We start from the raw sequence: 15368 nt of genomic DNA, 5'->3' as shown, positions 1-15368 counted from the left end.
CCGCGATAGCCTCGGCGACTGACATGACTAACGCGCAGGCCGGCCGCAAGCCGGAGACCCTCCTCATCACGCTGACCGGCAAGGACCGCCCCGGCGTGACGTCCTCGGTGTTCGCCACGCTCTCCGGGGCCGGCGTGGAGGTCGTCGACATCGAGCAGATCGTGCTGCGCGGCCGGCTCATCCTCGGCGTCCTCGTCACCGCACCCCACCACCCGCGCCGGGTGACGGAGGCGGTCCAGGAGACTGCGGCGGCCCTCGGCATGAGCGTGGACGTCGAGCGGGGCGTGGGCGACAACAAGGCGCGGCGGGGCGGCCGCTCGCACGTGACGATCATCGGCTCCCCGCTGCGAGCTGCGGCGATGGGCGCGATCGCCGGCCGGATCGCCGACGCCGGCGCCAACATCGACCGGATCGAGCGGATGGCCCGCTACCCGGTCACGGCGATCGACCTGCACGTCTCCGGGGTCGACACCGCGGCGCTGCGCACCGTGCTCGCAGCCGAGGCGTCCCGGCAGGGCGTCGACATCGCGGTGCAGCCGGCGAACCTCCTGCGGCGAGGTGCCCGCCTGATCGTGATGGACGTCGACTCCACCCTGATCCAGGGCGAGGTGATCGAGATGCTGGCCGCGCACGCCGGGTGCGAGGCGGAGGTCGCGCGGGTCACCGAGGCCGCGATGCGCGGTGAGATCGACTTCGAGGCCTCGCTGCGAGCGCGAGTGGCCCTGCTCGAAGGAGTCCCGGCGAGCGCGCTCGACGAGGTGTACGACGCCATCCTGCTCGCCCCCGGCGCGCGCACGATGGTGCGCACCCTGCGCCGGCTCGGCTACCACTTCGCGATCGTCTCCGGAGGGTTCAGCCAGATCACCGACCGGCTGGCCACCGACCTCGGCATCGACTACTCCCGGGCCAACGAGCTGGAGATCGTCGACGGACGCCTGACGGGCCGGATCGTCGGTCCGGTCGTCGACCGCGCCGGCAAGGCCGCTGCGCTGCGGGAGTTCGCGGCCACCGCGGGCGTCGCGGAGGCCGCGGTGATCGCCATCGGCGACGGCGCCAACGACCTGGACATGCTCAACGCGGCGGGCCTCGGCATCGCCTACAACGCGAAGCCGCTGGTGCGCGACGCCGCCGACACCGCGGTGAACGTGCCCTACCTCGACGCGATCCTCTATCTCCTCGGCATCTCCCGCGAGGAGATCGAGGCCGCCGACGCCGAGGCGGGCTTCGTCACCCCGGCACCGCCGGTCTGAGGTCCGGGCCGGGCGTCAGCCGCGGCCGACGTGGAAGGCCACGAGGCGGGCGCTGGCGCCGGCGAGATCGGCCCAGGCGCCGTCGTACTCGAAGACCGCCACCGCGCCCGTCGGGTAGCCGCTCAGGAGCTCCGCGGCGAGCCCGGGGTCGCCGTCCCCGTCGTCCAACAGCTGGGCGAGGACCGCAACCGTCGGGTTGTGGCCGACCAGCAGCAGCCGGCGCACGTCGTCGTCGACCAGGCGCACCAGGTCCAGTGCGGTCTCCGAGCCGGCGGCGTAGAAGCCACGGTCCAGGTCGGGCTCCAGGTCCCAGCCGGCCGCCGCGGCGAGGCTGTGCCACGTCTCCCGGGTGCGCAGCGCGGCCGAGACGATGGCGTGGTCGGGCTCGAACCCGGACGCCGCGAGCCAGGTCCCGGCGGCCGCCGCGTCGCGGTGCCCGCGGGCCGCCAGCGGGCGGTCGAAGTCCGTCGGCCCCGCCTGCTCGGCCTTGGCGTGGCGCATCACGGAGATCAGGCGCGACGTCGATCCGGGTTGGGGCTGCACGGGGCAACTCTCGCAGCCGCCGGCCCGGCTGTCATGCCCGGGCTCGGGCTCAGCCACCCATGGCGTGGAAGCCGCCGTCGACGTGGACGATCTCTCCCGTCGTCGCCGAGAAGAAGTCCGAGAGCAGCGCGCACACGGCGTTGGCGGTGGGCACCTGGTCGGCGTTGTCCCAGCCGAGGGGTGCTCGCTCGCCCCACATCCGGTCGAGCGCCTCGTAGCCGGGGATCGCCTTGGCGGCCAGGGTCTTCAGCGGGCCGGCGGAGACCAGGTTGACCCGGATGCCCTCCGGGCCCAGGTCCCGCGCCAGGTAGCGCGAGCAGGACTCGAGGGCGGCCTTCGCGACGCCCATCCAGTCGTACGCCGGCCAGGCGACCGTCGCGTCGAAGGTGAGGCCGACCACCGAGCCGCCGTCGCCCATCAGCGGCCGGCAGGCCTCGGTCAGCGACTTCAGGGAGTACGCCGAGATCTGCACCGCCTGCGCGACATCGGGCCACGGCCCGGTGAGGAACCGGCCTCCCAGCAGCGTCTCGGGGTTGCCGTAGGCGATCGAGTGCACCACCCCGTCGAGGCCGTCGACGTGCTCGCGAACCAGGTCGGGGAGGCGGGCGAGGTGGGCCTCGTCGGTCACGTCGAGCTCGAGAACCGGCGGCTCCACCGGCAGCCGCTTCGCGATCCGCCGGGTGATGCCGAGCGCGCGCCCGAAGTTGGAGATCAGCACGGTCGCCCCCTGCTCCTGGGCCACCTTGGCCGTCGCGAAGCCGATGGAGGTGTCCATCGTGACCCCGGCGACCAGGATCCGCTTGCCGTCGAGAATGCCTGCCATGATCAGTGCCCCATTCCGAGTCCACCGTCGACCGGGATCACGGCCCCGGTGACGTACGCCGCGCCGTCGCCGGTCAGCCACAGCACCGTCTTCGCGATCTCCTCCGTCGTGCCGTAGCGCCCCAGCGGCACCTGGGCCTTGATCGCGGCCCGCTGGTCCTCGGTCAGCACGGCCGTCATGTCGGTCTCGATGAAGCCGGGGGCCACCACGTTCGCGGTGATGGACCGGGAGCCCAGCTCCCGCGCGATCGAGCGCGCCATGCCGACCAGACCGGCCTTGGACGCCGCGTAGTTCACCTGGCCGGCCGAGCCGAGCAGGCCGACGACCGAGGAGATGAAGACGATCCGCCCCCGGCGCAGCCGGAGCATGCCCTTGGCGGCGCGCTTCGCCAGCCGGAACGAGGCGGTGAGGTTCGTGTCGAGGACCGAGGACCAGTCCTCTTCGCTCATCCGCAGCAGCAGCGTGTCCGCGGTGATCCCGGCGTTCGCGACCAGCACCTCGACCGGGCCGTGAGCCTCCTCGGCCCGGGCGAACGCCGTGTCCACCTGCGCGGGGTCGGTGATGTCACAGCGCAGGTCGAGGGCGCCGTCGGGGGCACCGCCGCTGCGGGTGGTGACGGCGACGCGGTCGCCCTGGGCGACGTACGCCTCCGCGATCGCGCGGCCGATCCCGCGGTTGCCGCCGGTCACCAGGACGGACCTGGGCTCGTGGGTCTGGGTCACGTCAGGTGACGCTAGCGACTACTGCTCGGTACGCCGAGCCGGCGCGCGTCGGTCCCGGCCGTCGGTCCCGTCCCGGCGGCCGCGAGCCCGTGGTCGGGCCGCTAGTCGTCCTCCATGCGGAACCCGAGCTTGATCCCGACCTGGAAGTGCTCCACGGTGCCATCCTTGACCTGGCCACGCACCTGGGTGACCTCGAACCAGTCGAGGTGGCGCAACGTGCGGCTGGCCCGCTCGATGCCGTTGCGGATGGCCTCCTCGATGCCGTCGGGCGAGGTGCCGACGATCTCGGTGACGCGGTAGGTGCGGTTGGTCATGGTTGCCTCCCGGTGCGGACGTAGGGGACCGAGCCTACCGACGTAGGCTGGCGGCATGGGCCGGGACCTTCGTCGACATCGCGACGAAGCCGTCCGCATCACCACGGCACCCGCCACCCGGCAGGAGGAGATCTCGGCGCGCCAGCGGCGCTACGTGTTCTCGATGGCGATCCGCACCCTCTGCTTCGTGGCGGCGATCGTCGTCGGACCCGGATGGCTGCGCTGGGTGCTGGTCGCGGCGGCGGTCCTGCTGCCGTACGTCGCCGTGGTGATGGCCAACGCCACCGTTTCGAGATCCGACGGGATCGAGCTGCTGGACAACGAGTACGGGCCCCACCAGCTCGGGCCGGCCACCGATTCCGAGGACGAACCCGGGGGCGGGGTGCTTTGAGAACCCGGCCACCCGTGACAGAATCGCCCGCGCAAGCCGAGTCTCCCCCGTCTCGGTTGGCAGCGGTGCCGGACGGCTTCCCCCGTGGCTGTCCGGCACCGTTCATCTCTGCTGGAGGAGCATCGTGAGCCACCCGCAAGCCGACGTCATCGAGGGGCCCGCGATCTGCTCGGCCCGGGGCTGCCAGGCCTCCGCAACGTGGCAGCTGCTCTGGAACAACCCGAAGCTGCACACCCCGGACCGGCGCAAGGTCTGGCTGGCCTGCGACGACCACCGCGAGCAGCTCTCGTCGTTCCTCGGCGCGCGTCAGTTCCTCAAGGACGTCGTCCCCCACGTCGAGGGCTGATCGTCCCGCGTGCCGGCCCGCGCGTGCCGGGGCCGGGTCGGCGGTGGCCCAGCAACCGTTCCGGGTCCGGGTTCGGTTGCCCAGACACCGCCGGCCGGTGGCGAGGGGCCCGCGACAGGGACGCCCGGCGCCGGTTCAGCCGCCGATCGCGGACATCGGCCGGTCCGGCTGGAGGAAGGACGGGTCGTCGATGCCGTGGCCGGCCCGCTTGCCCCGCATCGCGACGACCCAACGGTCGGCGATCACGTCGTCGGAGGCGCCGGTCCGCAGCGCGGTGCGCAGGTCGGACTCCTCCCGGGCGAACAGGCAGTTGCGGATCTGGCCGTCCGCGGTCAGCCGGACCCGGTCACAGTCGCCGCAGAAGGGCCGGGTCACCGACGCGATCACGCCCACGGTGGCGGGGCCACCGTCGACCCGGAACAGCTCCGCCGGCGCGCTCCCCCGCGGCTCGTCGACGGGCTGGAGGTCGAACTCCGCCTCGAGCCACGCGAAGATCTCGTCGGCGGTGACCATCTCCTCGCGGTTCCAGACGTGCTGGGCGTCCAACGGCATCTGCTCGATGAACCGGAGCTGGTAGCCCTCGGCGATCGCCCAACGCAGCAGCTCGGGTGCCTGCTGGTCGTTCTGGCCGCGCATCAGGACCGCGTTGACCTTGACCGGGCCGAGCCCGGCGTCGCGAGCGGCGCTCAGTCCGGCGAGCACGTCCGGCAGCCGGTCGCGACGGGTGATGGCGTGGAAGGTCTCCCGCCGGATGCTGTCGAGGCTGACGTTCACCCGGTCCAGGCCGGCCTCGGCGAGCGCGTCGGCGACCCGGGCCAGCCCGAGCGCGTTGGTCGTCAGCGAGGTCTCGACCGTCGGGTCGATCTCGTGGGTGCGCCGCACGATGTCGACCAGTCCGCGGCGCACGAGCGGCTCGCCGCCGGTGAAGCGGACCTCGCGGATCCCGAGCAGCTCGACGCCGATCCGCACCAGGCGTACCACCTCGTCGTCGGTGAGCACCGACTCGTCCGGCAACCAGTCGAGGCCCTCGGCGGGCATGCAGTAGGAGCAGCGCAGGTTGCAGCGGTCCGTCAGCGAGACGCGCAGGTCCGTCGCGACCCGCCCGTAGCGGTCCGAGAGCGTTCTGGGATGCGGCACCCCTGCAGTCTAGGCGGACCACGGTCGCCGGATAGCCTCGGCGAGTGCGTTCGTTGCGGTTCCTGCTCAGTCGACGCTGGTTGGCGTTCGCCCTGATCGTGGTGCTGCTCGGCTACGCCGCGTGGTGGTTGGGCGAGTGGCAGTTCGGCCGGCTCGCCGACCGCAAGGACAGCAATGCGGTGGTCCGTGCCAACGAGCACAAGGAGCCGGCGCCGGTCGCGGACGTCCTCGCGCCCGGCCGAGCGGTCGACGAGGCCCACGAGTGGCGGGTGGTCACCGCCACCGGGACCTACGCCACCGAGGACACCGTGATCGTCCGCTACCGCACCCGCGAGGGGTCCTCGGGCATCGACATCGTCGTCCCCCTGGTGACCCCCGACGGGACCGCGCTGCTGGTCGACCGCGGCTGGATGCCGACCGACAACCAGGGTGCCGGGCCCGGCGCTGTGCCCGCTCCGCCCGAGGGCCGGGTGACGGTCGAGGGATGGGTGCGCGCCGATGCCGAGGGAGACAGCACCGTGGTCGACGACAACTCGACGCGGGCGATCTCCAGCGAGCGGATCGGCGCCGCGCTCGACCGGACGGTGTACGGCGGCTTCGTCGTCCTCAAGTCCGAGGACGGCCGGCCCGCGGCCGAGCTCGAGCCGGTCGAGCTCCCCGAGCTCGACAACGGCCCGCACTTCTTCTACGGCCTCCAGTGGTGGTTCTTCGGCGTCCTCGCCGTCTTCGGCTTCCTCTACCTCGCCTTCGACGAGTGGCGCAGCCGCCACCGGGACGCAGACCCGGCCGGCGCCGACACGCCAGCCGAGACGACAGCCGACGAGCCAATCGACAAGACAACCGACAAGGCGCGACGCCGGTCGGCCAAGAACGCCAGGAAGCAGGCCGTGCGGGCCGCCTACGAGCGGGCCTGGGAGGAAGAGCGGCGTCAGCGCGACCGGGGCGCCGGCTCCCGCTGAGGCCCCGGCCGACCGGTCTGTCTCAGACCGTCGCGGACGGCTGGTCCTCGATGAACTGGGTGCGGTACAGGTCGGCGTACAGGCCGCCCCGGGCGAGCAGCTCCGCGTGAGTGCCGGACTGGACGATCCGGCCGTCGTCGAGCACGAGGATCTGGTCGGCGTCGCGGATCGTGGACAACCGGTGCGCGATCACCAGCGACGTGCGGCCCTCGAGCGCCGCGTCCAGCGCCCGCTGGACCGCGGCCTCGGACTCGCTGTCCAGGTGCGCGGTCGCCTCGTCGAGCACGACGATCGCCGGGGCCTTCAGGAGGAGCCGCGCGATCGCCAGCCGCTGCCGCTCGCCTCCGGAGAGCCGGTAGCCGCGGTCGCCGACGACCGTGTCCAGGCCGTCCGGCAGCCCGCGCACCAGGGTGGCGATCTGAGCGGCCTCCAGCGCCGCCCAGACCTCCGGGTCCGTGGCGCCCGGGCGGGCGTAGAGCAGGTTGGCGCGGATCGTGTCGTGGAACATGTGCGCGTCCTGGGTGACGTAGCCGACGGCGTCCTCCAGCGACTGCAGGGTCACGTCACGTACGTCGTGGCCGCCGACCCGCACCGACCCGGCGCCGGCGTCGTACAGGCGGGCGACGAGGTGGGTGACGGTGGTCTTGCCGGCACCGGAGGGACCCACGAGCGCGACCATCTGGCCCGGCTCGGCGGTGAAGCTGATGTCGGTGAGCACCTGGCCGGTGTCCCGGGACTCGCTGCGGGCGACCACCTCGAGCGAGGCGAGCGAGATCTCGTCCGCGCGGGGGTAGGCGAACGCGACGTGGTCGAACTCCAGGCGGGCGGCGCCCGGAGGCAGCCTCGTCGCGTCCGGCCGCTCCTCGATCAGCGAGGGCAGGTCGAGCACCTCGAAGACCCGCTCGAAGCTCACGAGCGCGGTCATCACGTCGATCCGGACGTTCGAGAGGCTCTGCAACGGCCCGAGGAGCCGCAGGAGCAGGGTGGCGAGGGCGATGAGGGTGCCGACCGTGAGCGTCTCGTCGACGACGAGCTGTCCGCCGAGCCCGTAGACCAGTGCGGTCGCCAGCGCCGGGACGGCCATCATCGAGGCCCCGAACAGGCGGGTGAGCAGCGTGATCCGGACCCCCAGGTCGCGGACCCGGGCGGCCTTGACGGCGAACAGCGCATCCTCGTCGGCTCGGCGCCCGAACAGCTTGAGCAACATCGCGCCGCCGACGTTGAACCGCTCGGTCATCGCGTTGCCCATGTCGGCGTTGCCGTCCATCTGGTCACGGGTCAGGCCGGCGAGGCGGGCGCTCACCCACCGCGAGACCAGCACCAGGAGCGGGAAGATCGCCAGGCAGAGGAGGGTCACCTGCCAGCTCAGGGCGACCATGGTGATGCCGACGACCACCACCGAGATGGTGCTGGCGACCGTCGTGGAGAGCGTCGAGGTGAAGGCGCGCTGCGCCCCGATCACGTCGTTGTTCAGCCGGGAGACCAGGGCCCCGGTCTGGGTGCGGGTGAAGAACGCGAGCGACTGACGTTGCACGTGGGCGAACACGCGGGTCCGCAGGTCGTAGATCAGGCCCTCACCGATGCGGGACGAGAGCCAGCCCACACCGACCGCGAGCACGGCGCTGACCAGGGCGGTCGCGGCCATCGCGAGCGCGAGCAGCGTGATCAGGGTGCGGTCGCCCTGCTTGATCCCGTCGTCGATGATGCTCTTGGCCAGGAGCGGGCTGACCACGACGAGGCCGGCGTCGATCACGGTCAGCACCAGGAAGACGCCGATCAGCCTGCGGTGCGGTCGGGCGAAGCCGACCACGCGGCGTACCGTGCCGCGCTCGAGCCGGTTGTGGACGATGCTGCGGTCCGACCGCAGCAGTCGCCAGGCGGCCCCGCCTCCGTGCATCCCCGACACGATCTGCCTCCCTGTCCTGCCCGTCCGGGCCTTGCTACTGCTGCCCAGCCCCCATCAGCGCCGCCAGCTCGCGGAACCGGCGAGTCTGCGCCTCGCGCTCGAGCCGACGCTGGTCGTCGAGGCTCCGGTCCGCCGCGCCCTGGAGCAGCGCCTTGGTCTCGCTCACCGCACCGGCGAGCGGGGCGGTCAGGGCGCCGATCAGGTCGGCCACCGTGGCGTCGAGCTCGTCGGCCGGCACCGCGGTCAGCGCGAGCCCGATCGCCACGGCCTCGGCGGCCCCGACCATGCGGGCGGTCGCGCAGATCTCCAGCGCCCTGGCGTAGCCAACGCACTCGACCAGCGGCTTTGTTCCCGTCAGGTCCGGCACCAGCCCGAGCGCGGACTCCTTCATGCAGAACTGGACGTCGTCGGCAACGACCCGCAGGTCGCACGAGAGAGCGAGCTGGAACCCCGCGCCGATCGCATAGCCCTGGACCGCGGCGATGGAGACGAACCGCGGGTCGCGCAGGAACGTGAAGCCCTGCTGGTAGGCGTCGATGGTCGCCGAGACCTCCTCGTCGGAGAGCACGAGCAGCCCGGCGACCGACTCCCGGCCGGAGGTGTCGGCGGGGTCGAGCATCGAGCGGTCCAAGCCGGCCGAGAAGGCCTGGCCCGACCCGCGGAGGACCACGATGCGTACGTCGTCGGGGATCTGCTCGCCCAGGGCCGCCAGGGCGCGCCACATGGTGGGCGTCTGTGCGTTGCGGACCTCGGGCCGGTGCAGCGTGATGGTGGCGACCGGACCGGTGACGTCGTAGCGGAGGCCCGCCTGCTCGAGGGCGTCGGCGCCCGTGCTCGTGCTCATGTCCAGACCCTAGTGACCCGGACCCGCCGTCAGGCCAGCGAGACGAGGTCGGCGTACTCGGGGTTCCAGAGATCTTCGACACCATCGGGGAGGATCAGCACCCGATCCGGCTCGAGCGCGAACACCGCACCCTCGTCGTGGGTGACGAGGACGATCGCGCCCTCGTAGGTGCGGATCGCGGCCAGCACCTCCTCGCGGGACGCGGGGTCGAGGTTGTTGGTGGGCTCGTCGAGCAGCAGCACGTTGGCGCTGGACACGACGAGCGCGGCCAGAGCGAGCCGGGTCTTCTCGCCACCGGAGAGCACCCGGGCCGGCTTGTGCGCGTCCTCCCCGGAGAACAGGAAGGACCCGAGCACCGAGCGGGCCTCGGTGTCGGTGAGCTGTGGTGCCGCGCTCTGCAGGTTCTCCAGGACGGTCCGGTCCACGTCGAGCGTCTCGTGCTCCTGGGCGTAGTAGCCGACCTTGAGGCCGTGCCCGGGCACCACGGATCCGGTGTCGGGCTGGTCGACCCCGGCCAGGATCCGCAGCAGGGTGGTCTTCCCGGCGCCGTTGAGACCGAGGATCACGACCCGCGACCCCTTGTCGATCGCGAGGTCGACGTCGGTGAACACCTCGAGCGATCCGTAGGACTTCGACAGCTCCGTGGCCGTGAGCGGGGTCTTCCCGCACGGGGCGGGCGCGGGGAACTTGATCCGGGCCACCTTGTCCGCGTGGCGCTCCGACTCCACCCCGGCGAGCAGCTTCTCGGCGCGCTTGAGCATCGACTGCGCGGCCTGTGCCTTGGTGGCCTTGGCCCGCATCTTGTTCGCCTGGTCGGTGAGCGTCTTCGCCTTGTTCTCGGCGTTCGTCCGCTCCCGCTTGCGGCGCTTCTCGTCGGTCTCCCGCTGGGAGAGGTAGGCCTTCCAGCCCATGTTGTAGACGTCGATCTCCGCACGGTTCGCGTCCAGGTGCAGCACCCGGTTGACCGTCGCTTCGAGCAGTCCCGTGTCGTGACTGATCACGATCAGGCCGCCCTTGTGGGCCTTGAGGAAGTCGCGCAGCCAGACGACGGAGTCGGCGTCCAGGTGGTTGGTCGGCTCGTCGAGCAGCAGCGTCTCGGCGCCGGAGAACAGGATCCGGGCCAGCTCGACCCGGCGCCGCTGCCCGCCGGAGAGGGTCCGCAACGGCTGGGCGAGCAGCCGGTCCTCGATGCCGAGGCTGTGCGCGATCTGCGCGGCCTCCGACTCCGCGGCGTAGCCCCCGCCCGCGTGCAGCTGGGCGTCGGCCCGCTCGTAGCGGCGCATCGCCCGCTCGCGCACCCCCGCATCCTCGCTGCCCATGTCGGCCTCCGCCTGCCGGAGCCGGCGTACGACGTCGTCCAGGCCGCGCGCGGACAGGATCCGGTCGCGCGCGAGCACCTCGGGGTCGCCGATCCGCGGGTCCTGCGGCAGGTAGCCGACCTCCCCGGTGGTCTGGACGGTGCCGTTCGCGGGCAGCGCCTCACCCGCGAGGATCTTGGTGAGGGTGGTCTTCCCGGCCCCGTTGCGACCGACCAGGCCCACCTTGTCGCCCGCGGCGACCCGGAAGCTGACGTCCTCCATCAGCAGGCGCGCGCCGGCTCGGACCTCCAGGTGGTGGGTGGTGATCATTCGGGGTCCCCGCGGAATCGCGAGGTGGAGGAGCGAAGCGAGGGAGCCTCGCGATTCTGTGGCGTGCAGATCATGAGGCTTGAATCCTAGATGTGGGTACGGTCCGTCCAGACATCGGCGGCGACCCCAGGAGGACGCATGAGGTTCAACCCCAAGGCCCGGCTGGACACCAGCCGCGTGCGCGACCGGGGCCGCGGGAGCGGCGGCGGCCGCGGAGCCGGCGTCAGCGGTGGCATGCCGATTCCCGGTGGGCTGCTCGGCGGCGGTGGCATCACCGGGGTGATCGTCGTCGTGCTGTTCCTGGTCCTGACCCAGTGCCTCGGCGACGGCGGCGGCCTCGGCACCGGCGGCGGCCCGCTCGACGACAGTCGGATGAGCGGCACCGACCGCTACGCGTCCTGCCGGACCGGCGAGGACGCCAACCAGAGCGCCGACTGCGCCCGGGTGGCGGTCGAGAACTCGCTCTACGACTTCTGGAGCGACGAGCTCGGCTCGAGGTTCCGCCCGGAGAAGGAGGTGGACACGTTCACGGGCGCCACGAGCACCGGCTGTGGGCAGGCCTCCTCGGACGTCGGGCCGTTCTACTGCCCGGTCGACGAGACGATCTACCTCGACACGACGTTCTTCGACGACGTCCTCGAGCGCCAGCTGGGCGGCCCCGAGGGCGGGTTCGTCGAGCCGTACGTGCTGGCGCACGAGTACGGCCACCACATCCAGAACCTGCTCGGCACCATGGGCAAGGTGAAGACCCAGCAGGGCCCCACCAGCGACTCGGTGCGCCTGGAGCTCCAGGCCGACTGCTACGCCGGCATGTGGGCCAAGGCCGCGACCACGACGACCGACGCGACCGGCGAGGCGCTGTTCTCCTCGCTGACCGACCAGGACATCCAGCAGGCGATCGAGGCGGCCACGGCGGTCGGCGACGACCGGATCCAGCAGCGCGGCGGCGGCCGGGTCAACCCCGAGCAGTGGACGCACGGCTCGGCCCAGCAGCGGGTCGAGTGGTTCACGACCGGCTACCGCCAGGGCGACCTCGACGCGTGCGACACGTTCGCGGCCGGAGCGCTCTGATCATCCCTCTACGAGCGCCTCGATGTGGGCGAACTGGCGCTGCAGGGCGCGCAGGTGCGGCGCGACGGACGGGTGGCGGAACTTGCCGGCCAGGGCGCCCTCACCGCCCGCGACGCGCGCCAGCGCCCACTCGGCCCGGTTGAGCACCGTGTAGACCGCGGTGACCCGGGCGCCGAGGGTGACCTCGTCGCGGGTCGCCAGGCCGTCCGGCAGGCCCATCAGGTAGGCGTCGAGCAGCGGCTCGAGGTCCTCACGGGCGGCCAGCGCGTAGTAGCCGAGGTCGGCGCCGACCGGCCCGGTGCCCAGGGTGGACCAGTCGATGGCGACCACGTCGTCGTCCTCACGCCCGGGCAGGTTCGCCGGCACGGCGTCCCCGTGCATGGGCACCTGGACGAGGGCGTCTGCGGCCGCCAACAGCTCCGAGCGGCGCTCCCACAGCTGGGTGGCGACGTCCGCGACCGTCGTACGCGCCAAGGTCCGCCAGCCGCCGCGGTGCTCGACCCGCACCATCCGGTCCCGCAGCTGGTTGCGGGCCAGCCACGGAGTGGGGCTCAGCCGGGCGCCCGCGAACCGGCCCAGCGCATGGGCGACGAACAGGCCGCTGGTCGCGGCGTCCTCGACCCACTCCTCGGTGATCGTGATCCCTTCGATGTCCTCGTCGACGGCCGCCAAACGGGGCGCGCGCACACCGGGCGTGGCGACCACGAGCCCACTCGTGACCACGTCCGCGGCGCGCCGCCAGTAGGCGAAGTGCCGCGGGTTGCTCAGCTCCGCCGGATCGTGCTCGAGGGGCGCGGCGAGGCGCTTGACGACGACGGGCTGGTCACCGAGCACGGTGCGCCACACGCCTACCGTCGAGGCGCTCGAGCTGCCCGGGAGGGCGAGCCACCCCGGTTCGGGCTGCCACATGGCCCCGACGCTAGTGCACGTCGCGCCGACTGAAGGCGATCTGGCCCGCGACACTCAAGGCGGCTGCGGCACCGGTGAGCACCAGGAACGGCGCCCACCGGAACGGCTCCAGCGGCACCAGCGCGAGGTGCTCGAACGGCGAGAGGTCCTGGAACCACTGCGGCAGCCGGAGCAGCTCGCCGAAGAACAGCACCACGCACGCCAGCAGCAGCGCCAGCCACGAGACCAGGACGGCGCGAGGCAGGGCGCCGTAGACCAGCCGGGCGAAGCCGCCGAGCACCAGCACGGCGGGTGTCAGCGAGAGGACCTGCCAGGTCATCCGCAGCACCGCTCCCCCGTCACCGGTGACGAGCGCATAGCTGGTGCCGAGGCCGAGACCGGCGGCGGTCATCGTCGCCGCCGTGCCGGCGATCGTGACCACGACGTGACCGCCCAGCCAGGTCGGCCGTCGGAGCGCGGTCGCCAGCAGGGTCTCCACCCGGCCGCCGTCCTCCTCACCGTGTGGCCGCAGCGCCGAGGAGATCGTGAAGCCGGCGGCGAGCAGGGCGAGCATCAGCATCAGCGTGGCGTAGAAGCCGTCGACCAGGTCGGCGCTGCCCTGCACCATCAGGTCGCGCGAGCTCTGGGAGTCCCCGATCAGGTCGCCGACGTCGTCCCCCATGGTGCCGAAGCCGAGGCCGCCGAGCAGCAGTCCGAGCGTCCAGGCGAGCACGGCAGGACGCTGCAACCGCCAGGCCAGGCCGAGGCCGCTGGCGAGGCCGCGCCCGGCGCGCGCGGGTCCGGGGCGGGCGGGCAGGACGCCCGACCCGTAGTCGCGCCGGTCGAAGACGGCGTACGCCGCCAGCAGCCCGGCGAGGGCGCCGACCAGGAGCAGCAGCGCGGGCCACCAGCGCAGACCCGAGAACGCGTGCATCGCCTGGTACCAGCCGATCGGTGAGAGCCAGCTCAGCGCCTCCGCGCTCACGTCCCCGAAGGCGCGCAGGGCGTAGGACAGCCCGAGCACGGTGCCGGTCAGCCCGTAGGCGGCGCGGGTGGTGGTCGTCAGCTGGGCGGCGATCAGCGCGACGCCTGTGAAGAACCATCCGCAGAGCGTCAGTCCCAGGCCGAGGCCGAACGAGTCCGCGACCGCCAGGCCGTACGCCGCCAGCGCGGCCGCGGTCAGGAGGCCCACGACCAGGTTCGCCAGGACCGCGTCCAGGACCGTCGCCGCCAGGGCCGCATACCGGCCCACCGGGGCCGCCCGGAGCAGCTCGTCGCGCCCGGACTCCTCCTCGCTCCGGGTGTGCCGACCCACCAGGAACATGCTCATCAGGCCGACGAGGATCGCGCCGAACGCGGCGGCCTGCCAGGCGACCTGGCCCCCCGTCGTGTTGAGCGCGCGCGCCGGTCCGGCCATCGCGATCAGCGCGGCGTTGCCCTCCATGTCCGCGGCCGCCTGGTCGAACTCCGCCTGGGTCCGATAGAGCCCGTCCACGCTCCACCCCTGGCTGACGTAGAGGATCGCGATCCCCACGGGCCACCACAGGTACATCCAGCGGTCCCTGTGGAGGAACGCCCGCAGGAGCTCCAGCGTCCCGGTCACTAGCGCAGGTCCTCCCTCGCCGGGTCCGTGGGGTCGGCCGTCACGTGGTCGCCGTAGTGGCGCAGGAACAGGTCCTCGAGGGTCGGCGGCTGGCTCTCCAGCGAGCGCACCCCGCCGGTCTGCAGCAGGTCCAGGACGGCGTCGAGCTCGGTGGTGTCGACCTCGAGATGGACCCGGTGGTTGTCGATGTCCACGTCGTGCACGCCCGGCAGGTCGGGCAGACCGGCGGGGACGGTGGCGAGATCGGCGGTGATCGACGTACGGGTCAGGTGCCGGAGCTCGGCCAACGTACCGGACTCCACGCAGCGACCCGCCCGGATGATGCTCACCCGGTCGCACAGGTGCTCGACCTCCGCGAGGATGTGGCTCGACAGCAGCACCGAGTGGCCCTCGCTTCGGAAGTCGTCGATGCAGTCGCGGAACACGGCCTCCATCAACGGGTCCAGCCCGGAGGTCGGCTCGTCGAGCAGCAGCAGCTCCACGTCGGAGGCGAGGGCGGCGACCAGGGCGACCTTCTGCCGGTTGCCCTTGGAGTAGCTGCGGCCCTTCTTCGTCGGGTCGAGGTCGAAGCGCTCGAGCAGGTCGGCCCGGCGCCGCTCGTCGAGCCCGCCGCGGAGCCGCCCGAGCAGGTCGATCACCTCCCCGCCGGTCAGGTTCGGCCACAGGTTGACGTCACCGGGCACGTAGGCGAGCCGGGCGTGAAGCTCGGCGGTCTGACGCCACGGGTCGCCGCCGAGCAGCCGGGCCTCGCCCCCGTCCTTGCGCAGCAGGCCGAGCAGCACCCGGATGGTCGTGGACTTCCCGGCGCCGTTCGGTCCGAGGAAGCCGTGCACCTCGCCGCGCTCGACCGTGAGGTCGAGGCCGTCGAGCGCCCGCAGGCTCCCGAACTCCTTCACCAGGCCGCGGATCTCGATCACGCTCTCGGTCACGCCGCCGACGGTAC

The 15368-nt window shown here is 72.5% G+C and carries 16 protein-coding genes; 5 read left to right on the top strand and 11 right to left on the bottom strand.

Features of this window, described 5'->3' with window-relative positions; all coding sequences use genetic code 11:
- The first annotated feature begins 23 nt into the window (after window positions 1-23).
- Window positions 24-1250 carry a phosphoserine phosphatase SerB gene (gene serB, locus NOCA_RS14520; protein WP_041546555.1) on the top strand — a complete coding sequence of 409 codons (1227 nt, stop codon included), beginning with the start codon at window positions 24-26 and terminating at the stop codon, window positions 1248-1250.
- A 15-nt stretch (window positions 1251-1265) separates the two neighbouring features.
- On the opposite strand, the gene NOCA_RS14515 is transcribed toward serB, so the two are convergent.
- The 4 genes from NOCA_RS14515 to NOCA_RS14500 all read right to left on the bottom strand — a co-directional run bounded on the left by NOCA_RS14515 (window position 1266) and on the right by NOCA_RS14500 (window position 3652).
- Window positions 1266-1793, bottom strand: a complete 528-nt coding sequence (locus NOCA_RS14515) for a SixA phosphatase family protein (protein WP_041546554.1) — start codon at window positions 1791-1793, stop codon at window positions 1266-1268.
- Window positions 1794-1842: 49 nt separating this feature from the next.
- Entirely contained in the window at window positions 1843-2616 is a 774-nt protein-coding gene (gene fabI, locus NOCA_RS14510) for an enoyl-ACP reductase FabI (protein WP_011756016.1), read from the bottom strand.
- Between the two features lie 2 nt (window positions 2617-2618).
- Window positions 2619-3338 (bottom strand): 3-oxoacyl-ACP reductase FabG, encoded by a 720-nt coding sequence (fabG, locus tag NOCA_RS14505; RefSeq protein ID WP_011756015.1) that lies wholly within the window; start codon window positions 3336-3338, stop codon window positions 2619-2621.
- A gap of 101 nt (window positions 3339-3439) precedes the next feature.
- Window positions 3440-3652, bottom strand: coding sequence for a dodecin (locus NOCA_RS14500; protein ID WP_011756014.1), 213 nt, complete (start codon window positions 3650-3652; stop codon window positions 3440-3442).
- Window positions 3653-3707: 55 nt separating this feature from the next.
- Between NOCA_RS14500 and NOCA_RS14495 the strand changes: the two genes are divergently transcribed.
- On the top strand, window positions 3708-4043 hold the full coding sequence (locus NOCA_RS14495; protein ID WP_011756013.1) for a DUF3099 domain-containing protein: 336 nt from the start codon (window positions 3708-3710) through the stop codon (window positions 4041-4043).
- A gap of 124 nt (window positions 4044-4167) precedes the next feature.
- The gene (locus NOCA_RS14490; protein WP_011756012.1) at window positions 4168-4389 is read left to right on the top strand and encodes a hypothetical protein; all 222 of its coding nucleotides are present in this window, start codon (window positions 4168-4170) and stop codon (window positions 4387-4389) included.
- Between the two features lie 135 nt (window positions 4390-4524).
- Here NOCA_RS14490 and moaA read toward each other — a convergent pair whose 3' ends face one another.
- The gene (moaA, locus tag NOCA_RS14485; RefSeq protein WP_011756011.1) at window positions 4525-5526 is read right to left on the bottom strand and encodes a GTP 3',8-cyclase MoaA; all 1002 of its coding nucleotides are present in this window, start codon (window positions 5524-5526) and stop codon (window positions 4525-4527) included.
- A 44-nt stretch (window positions 5527-5570) separates the two neighbouring features.
- Here moaA and NOCA_RS14480 point away from each other — a divergent pair, with 44 nt between their 5' ends.
- Window positions 5571-6485, top strand: a complete 915-nt coding sequence (locus tag NOCA_RS14480) for an SURF1 family cytochrome oxidase biogenesis protein (RefSeq protein ID WP_011756010.1) — start codon at window positions 5571-5573, stop codon at window positions 6483-6485.
- A gap of 22 nt (window positions 6486-6507) precedes the next feature.
- Here NOCA_RS14480 and NOCA_RS14475 read toward each other — a convergent pair whose 3' ends face one another.
- Genes NOCA_RS14475 through NOCA_RS14465 form a run of 3 tightly spaced genes read right to left on the bottom strand, consistent with a single transcriptional unit; the run spans window position 6508 to window position 10863 of the window.
- Window positions 6508-8382 (bottom strand): ABC transporter ATP-binding protein, encoded by a 1875-nt coding sequence (locus NOCA_RS14475; RefSeq protein WP_041546553.1) that lies wholly within the window; start codon window positions 8380-8382, stop codon window positions 6508-6510.
- Between the two features lie 43 nt (window positions 8383-8425).
- Window positions 8426-9235 carry an enoyl-CoA hydratase/isomerase family protein gene (locus NOCA_RS14470; RefSeq protein WP_011756008.1) on the bottom strand — a complete coding sequence of 270 codons (810 nt, stop codon included), beginning with the start codon at window positions 9233-9235 and terminating at the stop codon, window positions 8426-8428.
- A gap of 29 nt (window positions 9236-9264) precedes the next feature.
- The gene (locus NOCA_RS14465; RefSeq protein WP_011756007.1) at window positions 9265-10863 is read right to left on the bottom strand and encodes an ABC-F family ATP-binding cassette domain-containing protein; all 1599 of its coding nucleotides are present in this window, start codon (window positions 10861-10863) and stop codon (window positions 9265-9267) included.
- A 138-nt stretch (window positions 10864-11001) separates the two neighbouring features.
- On the opposite strand from NOCA_RS14465, the gene ypfJ reads away from it, so the two are divergent.
- Window positions 11002-11934, top strand: coding sequence for a KPN_02809 family neutral zinc metallopeptidase (gene ypfJ / locus NOCA_RS14460; RefSeq protein ID WP_011756006.1), 933 nt, complete (start codon window positions 11002-11004; stop codon window positions 11932-11934).
- On the opposite strand, the gene NOCA_RS14455 is transcribed toward ypfJ, so the two are convergent.
- Genes NOCA_RS14455 through NOCA_RS14445 form a run of 3 tightly spaced genes read right to left on the bottom strand, consistent with a single transcriptional unit; the run spans window position 11935 to window position 15354 of the window.
- Window positions 11935-12843 (bottom strand): phosphotransferase, encoded by a 909-nt coding sequence (locus NOCA_RS14455; RefSeq protein WP_011756005.1) that lies wholly within the window; start codon window positions 12841-12843, stop codon window positions 11935-11937.
- A 10-nt stretch (window positions 12844-12853) separates the two neighbouring features.
- The gene (locus NOCA_RS27590; protein ID WP_011756004.1) at window positions 12854-14425 is read right to left on the bottom strand and encodes an ABC transporter permease; all 1572 of its coding nucleotides are present in this window, start codon (window positions 14423-14425) and stop codon (window positions 12854-12856) included.
- Complete coding sequence (locus NOCA_RS14445; protein WP_011756003.1) at window positions 14425-15354, bottom strand: ABC transporter ATP-binding protein; 930 nt, start codon at window positions 15352-15354, stop codon at window positions 14425-14427. Before NOCA_RS14445 ends, NOCA_RS27590 begins: the two co-directional genes overlap by 1 nt.
- Between the last annotated feature and the right edge of the window lie 14 nt (window positions 15355-15368).

The organism is Nocardioides sp. JS614 (genome assembly GCF_000015265.1).
In the GTDB taxonomy this organism is placed as follows: Bacteria; Actinomycetota; Actinomycetes; order Propionibacteriales; family Nocardioidaceae; genus Nocardioides.
Note: the sequence above shows the minus strand (reverse complement) of the source record. Positions and strands in the feature narration are given on the sequence as shown.